General features: G+C 66.7%; 3 protein-coding genes. All 3 read right to left on the bottom strand.

Annotated features, from left to right (window positions below; all coding sequences use genetic code 11):
* A partial coding sequence (locus ACTJJN_RS26760; protein ID WP_440781784.1) for a condensation domain-containing protein occupies positions 1 to 1559 on the bottom strand: 1559 nt, incomplete at its 3' end.
* Between the two features lie 12 nt (positions 1560 to 1571).
* The gene (locus tag ACTJJN_RS26755; protein ID WP_440781783.1) at positions 1572 to 4961 is read right to left on the bottom strand and encodes an amino acid adenylation domain-containing protein; all 3390 of its coding nucleotides are present in this window, start codon (positions 4959 to 4961) and stop codon (positions 1572 to 1574) included.
* Positions 4961 to 6790: amino acid adenylation domain-containing protein (locus ACTJJN_RS26750; protein WP_440781782.1), on the bottom strand; the 1830-nt coding region annotated here is incomplete at its 5' end. The genes ACTJJN_RS26755 and ACTJJN_RS26750, both read right to left, overlap by 1 nt.

The following is a 6790-nucleotide window of genomic DNA, read 5'->3' as shown; positions in this document are numbered from 1 at the left end:
GGCTGGCGACGCGCCTGCGCCTCGAACAGCTGGTGCACGCGCCAGTCGCCGGGGTAGTCGGTGGCGGTGTCGTTAAGGTCATGCAGCACCGCTTGCGTCTGCTGCGGGCTCAGCATCGGCAACTCGCCCACCGGCTGTTGCGGCTGGGCGACAACACTGTGCAGCAGATGCTGCCAATGCTGCCCCATGCGCTCGACGCTTGGTGCGTCGAACAGGTCGGTGGCGTAGGTCAGCGATGCCCACAGGCCATCCGCGGTCTCGACCGTGTCCAAGGTCAGGTCGAACTGGGCGTTCACTTCTTCCCACGCCAGCACTTCCACGCTCAGGCCTGGCAGCTGTGTGGCCCCTGGCAGCCGGCGCTCGGCGCTGCGATGGTTGAACATGACCTGGAACAACGGGCTGCGGTTCAGGCTCCGCTCGACCTGCAGCGCATCCACCAGCTGCTCGAAGGGCAAGTCCTGGTGCGCCTGGGCCTCCAGCGCAGTGGCCTTGACCTGCTGCAACAGGCGGACGAACGGTTGGTGCGTATCGATGTCGGCCTTGTGTACCTGGGTATTGACGAAGAAGCCGATCAGGCCTTCGGTTTCCTTGCGCGTGCGGTTGGCGACCGGCACGCCGACGCGGATGTCCGACTGCCCGGTATAGCGGTGCAACAGGCACTGGAAGGTCGCCAGCAACAGCATGAACAGGGTCACCCCTTCGCGCCGTGCCAGTTGCCGCAGGCCATCGGCCAGTGCCGGGCTCAGTGGCAGGTCGATGCGGGCGCCACGGTAGCTGCTGTGCAACGGCCGCGGGCGGTCGCTGGGCAACGCCAGCACAGGCTGTTCACCGCCCAGCTGGGCGGTCCAGTAGGCTAGCTGGCGCTGCCGTTCGCCGCCATCCATCCATTGGCGCTGCCAGGCGGCATAGTCGGCGTACTGGATCGGCAACGCCGGCAGGCTGGCAGGCTGGCCGCTGCTGTACGCGCGATACAGGTGCACCAGCTCCTGCACCATCAGCGCCAGCGACCAGCCATCCGAGACAATGTGGTGCTGGGTGATCAGCAACACATGATCGTCCGGCCCCAGGCACAGCAGGCTGGCCCTCAGCAGCGGGCCCTGGGCCAGGTCGAACGGCTGGCGGATTTCTTCGGTGATACAGGTGCGCAGCCGCGCCGCCCGGTCCTCGCCGGGCGCCAGGGCCAGGGTGTGCCTGGCAATGCTCACCGGCGCGGGGGCATGGATCACTGGTGTGGTGCGCTCACCGTCAGTGGCGAAGGTGGTGCGCAGCGACTCGTGGCGCGCCACCAGCGCATCGAAGCTTTGCTGCAGGGCAGCCAGGTCCAGTGCGCCGCGCAGGTTCAGCGCACTGGGCAGGTGATAGGCGGCGCTGTCTGGCTCAAGGTGCCAAAGAAACAGCTGCCGCTCCTGGGCGAAGGACAGCGAAAGCGGCTCGGTCGGATCGCGTCGAAAAACAGGTGCCACGCTGTACAGATCGACACCTTGCTGCTTGAGCAGCACCGCCAGCGCCTTGCGTTGCTTTGCCGACAGTGTTGCTACCGATTCGATTAACTTTTGCACGCCCTTCCCCTGTCAAGAGATCAGATTTTCCAGATCTTCGGCTGATAGACGTTTGAGGGCCTCCAAGGATTTAGCCAAGGCATCGTTGACCGCCTGGGTGTGCGGCTGAGCACCAGCGATCTCGGCACAGTAGGTTTGCAGGTCGTGGGTGGTGAACAGCGCCTTGACCGCTGTTTCCAGCTTCAACTGCTCACGCAGGCGCACGGTGACCTGGGTGGCCAGCAGTGAATGCCCGCCGAGGTCGAAGAAGTTGTCGGCAAGGCCGACCTGATCGACGTGCAGCACCTCCTGCCAGATCTGCGCCACTTGCTGCTGCAGCTCACTCTGCGGTGCCAGGTAGGCCACCCGGGCGACACTCAGGTCAGGGGCTGGCAGGCGGTTGCGGTCAAGCTTGCCATTGGGGGTGTGGGGGAAGGTTGCGACGAACGTCGTCCAGGTCGGCACCATGTACTCCGGCAACGCGCTGCGCAGTTGCCGCTTCAGCGCCTCGCCCAGTGCCTCCCGCGCCTGTGCATCGTCGACCACGGCCACGTCCTGCGGCACCAGGTAAGCCACCAGCTGCTGACCCCCAGGCCCCGGCCGGGCGACTACCGCCGCTTCGCGAATGGCGGGATGACGCGCCAGTTGTGCCTCGATTTCACCGAGTTCGATACGATAGCCACGCATCTTCACTTGCTGGTCGATTCGCCCAAGGTATTCCACCACACCCTCGGCCCGGTAACGCGCCAGGTCGCCGGTGCGGTACAGCCGCTCACCGTTCCCGGCGAACGGGTCGGGGACGAAACGCTCGGCGGTCAGCCCTGGCCGCTGGTAATACCCGCGCGCCAGCCCCGCCCCGCCAATCAGCAGCTCGCCGGCAACGCCAACAGGGACTGGCGCCAGGTCCTCACCCAGCAGGTAGAGCCGGGTATTGTCCAACGGCCTGCCTAGCAACGCCTGCGGCCTGGCGGGCTGCAAGCGGTGCAGCGCCGACCAGATGGTGGTTTCGGTGGGCCCGTACAGGTTCCACAACGGCCCGCCCAGGGCCAGCAGCCGCTGGGCCAGGTCATCGCTCAGCGCTTCGCCGCCACACAGCTTCGTGCAGCCGGCCAGCACCTCGCCGCGGCCGCTGTCTAGCAGCATGCGCCAGGTCGAAGGGGTGGCCTGCAGCACGGTCACTGACTGCTGCGCTACCAGCTCCAGCACCCGCTGCGGGTCCTGTGCGGTATCCGGACCGGCCAGGACCACGCAGGCGCCCTGCACCAGCGGCAGGTACACCTCCAGCCCGAAGATATCGAACGAGAACGTGGTCAACGACAACAGGCGGTCGCCGGTAGCCAGCCCCGGCGCCTTGGCCATGCTGGCGATGAAGTTGACCAGCGCGCCGTGGGGCACCATCACCCCTTTTGGCCTGCCGGTGGAGCCCGAGGTGTAGATCATGTAGGCAAGGTGCTCGGCCGACAGGTGCGGCTGCGGGTTGTGCACACCGTAGGCTGCCACGTTGCAGCCACTGCCCAGCGGGTGCTCGGGCGCCAGCAACAGGCACTGGACCGTGGCCGGTATCGGCAGGCGTGCCTGGAGCGACGGCTGGGTCAGCAGCAGCCTGATGCCGCTGTCCTCCATCATGTAGGCCAGCCGCTCGTCCGGGTAGTGAGGGTCCAGCGGTACATAGGCACCCCCGGCCTTGAGCACGGCCAGCAAGGCGACGAGCATCTGTGGCGAGCGTTCGAGGGCCACCCCGACTTTGACGTCCGGCCCTACGCCGCCTTCGATCAGGCGCCAGGCCAGGCGGTTGGCGTGTTCGTTGAGTTGCTGGTAGCTCAACGTCTGGTCATCGAACTGCAAGGCCGGTGCATGCGGCGTGGCATGGGCACGCTGCTCGATCAGGTGCTGGATACAGGCGTCGGCAACCGGCACCGCCGTGTCATTCCAGGCCTGGCCGATCACGTCCAGCTCGCTGTCGCTGAGCAGTGGCAACGCAGCGATTCGCTGACCCGCGTCGGCCACGATGCCGTCTAGCAATTGCACCCAGTGCCCGGCCATGCGCGCCACGGTCGTGGCATCGAACAGATCGGTGGCGTAGTTGAAAGAAGCGCCGATCTGCCCTGGCGCTTCGAAGGTTTCCAGGGTGAGGTCAAACGGCGCGGTGCGCGTTTCACCAGGCAAAGCCTCGATACGCAGCGCTGTGTCGCTGGCGGCCTGCTGGCCATTGCCCTGGCGCTGGTGGTTGAACATGACCTGGAACAACGGGCTGTGGCTCAGGCTACGCCCCGGCTGCAAGGCTTCGACCAGTTGTTCGAACGGCAGCTCTTGATGGGCCTGGGCGTCGCTGGCGGCCTGGCGGGCTTGCTGCAACAGCGCGCGGAAGGTCTGCTGCGGCTCGATTTGCGCGCGCAGCACCTGGGTGTTGACGAAAAACCCGATCAACCCTTCGGTTTCTACCCGGTTGCGGTTGGCGATGGGCACACCCACGCGAATGTCCTGCTGCCCGCTGTAGCGCTGCAGCAAGGCCTGGAACGCGGCCAGCAACAGCACGAACAAGGTCACCCCTTCGTGGCGGGCCAGGTCTTGCAGGCGTTGGCACAGTTCGGCCGGCAAGCTGAAGTCGTGCCGTGCGCCGCGGTAGCTCATCAGCCCCGGGCGGGGCCGATCGGTGGGCAGTTCCAGCACCGGCTGCTGGCCACCCAACTGCGCTTGCCAATAGGCCAGCTGCCGCTCGCGCTCACCGGCCTCCATCCAGCGCCGTTGCCAGATGGCATAGTCGGCGTACTGGATGGGCAGCGGCCGAACAGCCACGGCATGCCCTTGGCAGCAGGCACTGTAACCCTGCAGCAGTTCATCGACCATGACCTTCAGCGACCAGCCGTCAGCGGCGATGTGGTGCACCACCAGGCTGAACACATGGTCCTCGGCCGCCAGGCGCAGCAACGCCACGCGCAACACGGGGCCGTGTTGCAGGTCAAACGGCTGCTCCCGATGGGCTTCGACGAAGGCCTGAATCTGCGCCTGCTCATCGCCCACACCGCGCTCACGGCATTCGATCGCTACCGTCAGCTGTGGGGCGATTTGCTGGCGTGGGCCACCGTCGCGGCTGTCATGGGTGAACGTGGTGCGCAAGCTCTCGTGCCGCGCCAGCAGCGCATCGAAACTGCCTTGCAAGGCCTGCAGGTTCAGCGGGCCATGCAGGCGCAGGCTGACCCCGATGTTGTAGGCAGTGCCCTGAGGCTCCATCTGCCACAGGAACCATTGGCGCTCCTGGGCAAACGACAACGGCACCACGGTGGTGTCGTCGCGCACCAGCGGAATGGGCAGGTTGGCCGGGGACACGCCCTCTTCAAGCATTTTCTGCAGGTATTGGCGACGCTTTTCCAGCGGCAGATTGATGAAGCGCTGAGCAATTTTCGTGGCGACTGCGGTGTCCATCACACCTCCTCCATTTCGTCCAGCAGAGCCGACAGCTTGCTGAGTGTTTGTGTGTCCGCCGGCGCAGATGCCTGGGCCAGCTGTTCGGCGAAGCTCGCCAGGGTCGGGTGCTGGAAAATCAGTTGCGGGGTCAGGCTCAGGCCGAGTTCCAGTTGCACCCGCGATACCACGCTCACGGCCAGCAATGAATGGCCGCCCAGTTCGAAGAAGTGGTCGTCCAGGCCCACTTGCTCAAGCTTGAGCACGTCCTGCCAGATGGCTGCCAGCTGCTGTTCAAGCTCGCTGCGTGGGGCGCGATAACCGTGCTGCAACAGGCTGGCATCGGCCTTGGGCAAGGCCTTGCGGTCGAGCTTGCCGTTGGCTGTCAGCGGCCACCGGTCGAGCAGCAGCAGGTGCGCCGGGACCATGTAGTCCGGCAGCGCTTCCTTCAGCTGTTCGCGCAGCTGCGCGCGCAGCCCGGCCTGCTGCTCCAGCGCTACCTCGGCAGCGGGGATCAGGTAGGCCACCAGCTGCTGGCCGGTCGCGCCTTCCTGGGCCAGCACCAGGGCATCGCGCACCTGCGGCTGGGCCTGCAGGCGGGCTTCGATTTCCCCCAGCTCGATGCGGAAGCCGCGGATCTTCACCTGGTGGTCGATGCGCCCGGCGTATTCGATCACCCCGTCGGCGTGGTAGCGCGCCAGGTCACCGGTGCGGTACAGGCGCCCGCCAGGGGCACCGAACGGGTCCGGCACGAAGCGCGTGGCGCTCAGGTCGCTGCGCTTGAGGTAGCCGCGCGCCAGGCCGGCGCGGCCCACGTACAGCTCGCCGATGCAGCCTTTGGCTACCGGGTTCAGGTCGCCGTCGAGCACATACCAGGACAGGTCGGGGATCGGCACGCCCATCGGGCTGCTGGCCGCCTTGCCCAGGTCGGCCCGCGACAGCGGCCGGTAGCTGACATGCACGGTGGTTTCGGTGATGCCGTACATGTTCACCAGCTGCGGCTGGCGGTCGCCGAAGCGTTCGAACCACGGTGCCAGGCTGTTGACGTCCAGCGCCTCGCCCCCGAACACCACGCTGCGCAATGCCAGTGGCCGCTGCGGCTCAGCCGTGGTGGCCACCGCCATCAGTTGCTTGAACGCCGACGGGGTCTGGTTCAGCACCGTGACCTGCTCATCGGCCAGCAACTGGTAGAAGGCCTCGGGTGAGCGGCTGGTGTGCTGCGGCACGATCACCAGGCGCCCGCCGTACAGCAGGGCGCCGAAGATTTCCCACACCGAGAAGTCGAAGGCATAGGAGTGGAACAGGCTCCACACGTCGTCGCTGCCGAAGCGGAAGTCGGCGTCGGTGGCCGTGAACAGGCGCAGCACGTTGCGCTGCGGCAGCAGCACGCCCTTGGGCTTGCCGGTGGAACCGGAGGTGTAGATCACGTAGGCGAGGTTGTCCGGGCTGACCGTGACCGGCGAGCAGGCCAGCGGGTCGGCCTGGGTACTGTCATCGCTGCTTTCCAGGCTGAGCACGCGCACGCCTGCCGGCACCGGCAGGCTGGCCAGCACCTGGGGCTGGGCCAGCACGCGCTGCAGGCCGCTGTCTTCGATCATGTAGGCCAAACGGTCGGCCGGGTAGGCCGGGTCCAGCGGCACGTAGGCACCGCCAGCCTTGAGGATGGCGAAGATGCCAACGACCATGTCCAGCGAGCGCTCGGCAGCCAGGCCGACCAGTACGTCAGGCCCGACCCCGTCGTCGACCAGGCGCCGAGCCAGGGCGTTGGCACGCTGGTTGAGCTGGGCATAGCTCAGGGCCTGGCCCTCGCAGGTGACGGCGATGGCATCGGGGGTGCGCTGCACCTGGGC

It is taken from the genome of Pseudomonas sp. 22515, from assembly GCF_052044625.1.
GTDB classification, from domain to species: Bacteria; Pseudomonadota; Gammaproteobacteria; order Pseudomonadales; family Pseudomonadaceae; genus Aquipseudomonas; species Aquipseudomonas alloputida.
This window is presented reverse-complemented; position numbering and strand designations above follow the sequence as displayed.

Bases quoted from the DNA above. Each gene is read 5' to 3' on its own strand.
- ACTJJN_RS26755 (WP_440781783.1), bottom strand. From the start codon at position 4,961: ATGGACACCGCAGTCGCCACGAAAATTGCTCAGCGCTTCATCAATCTG.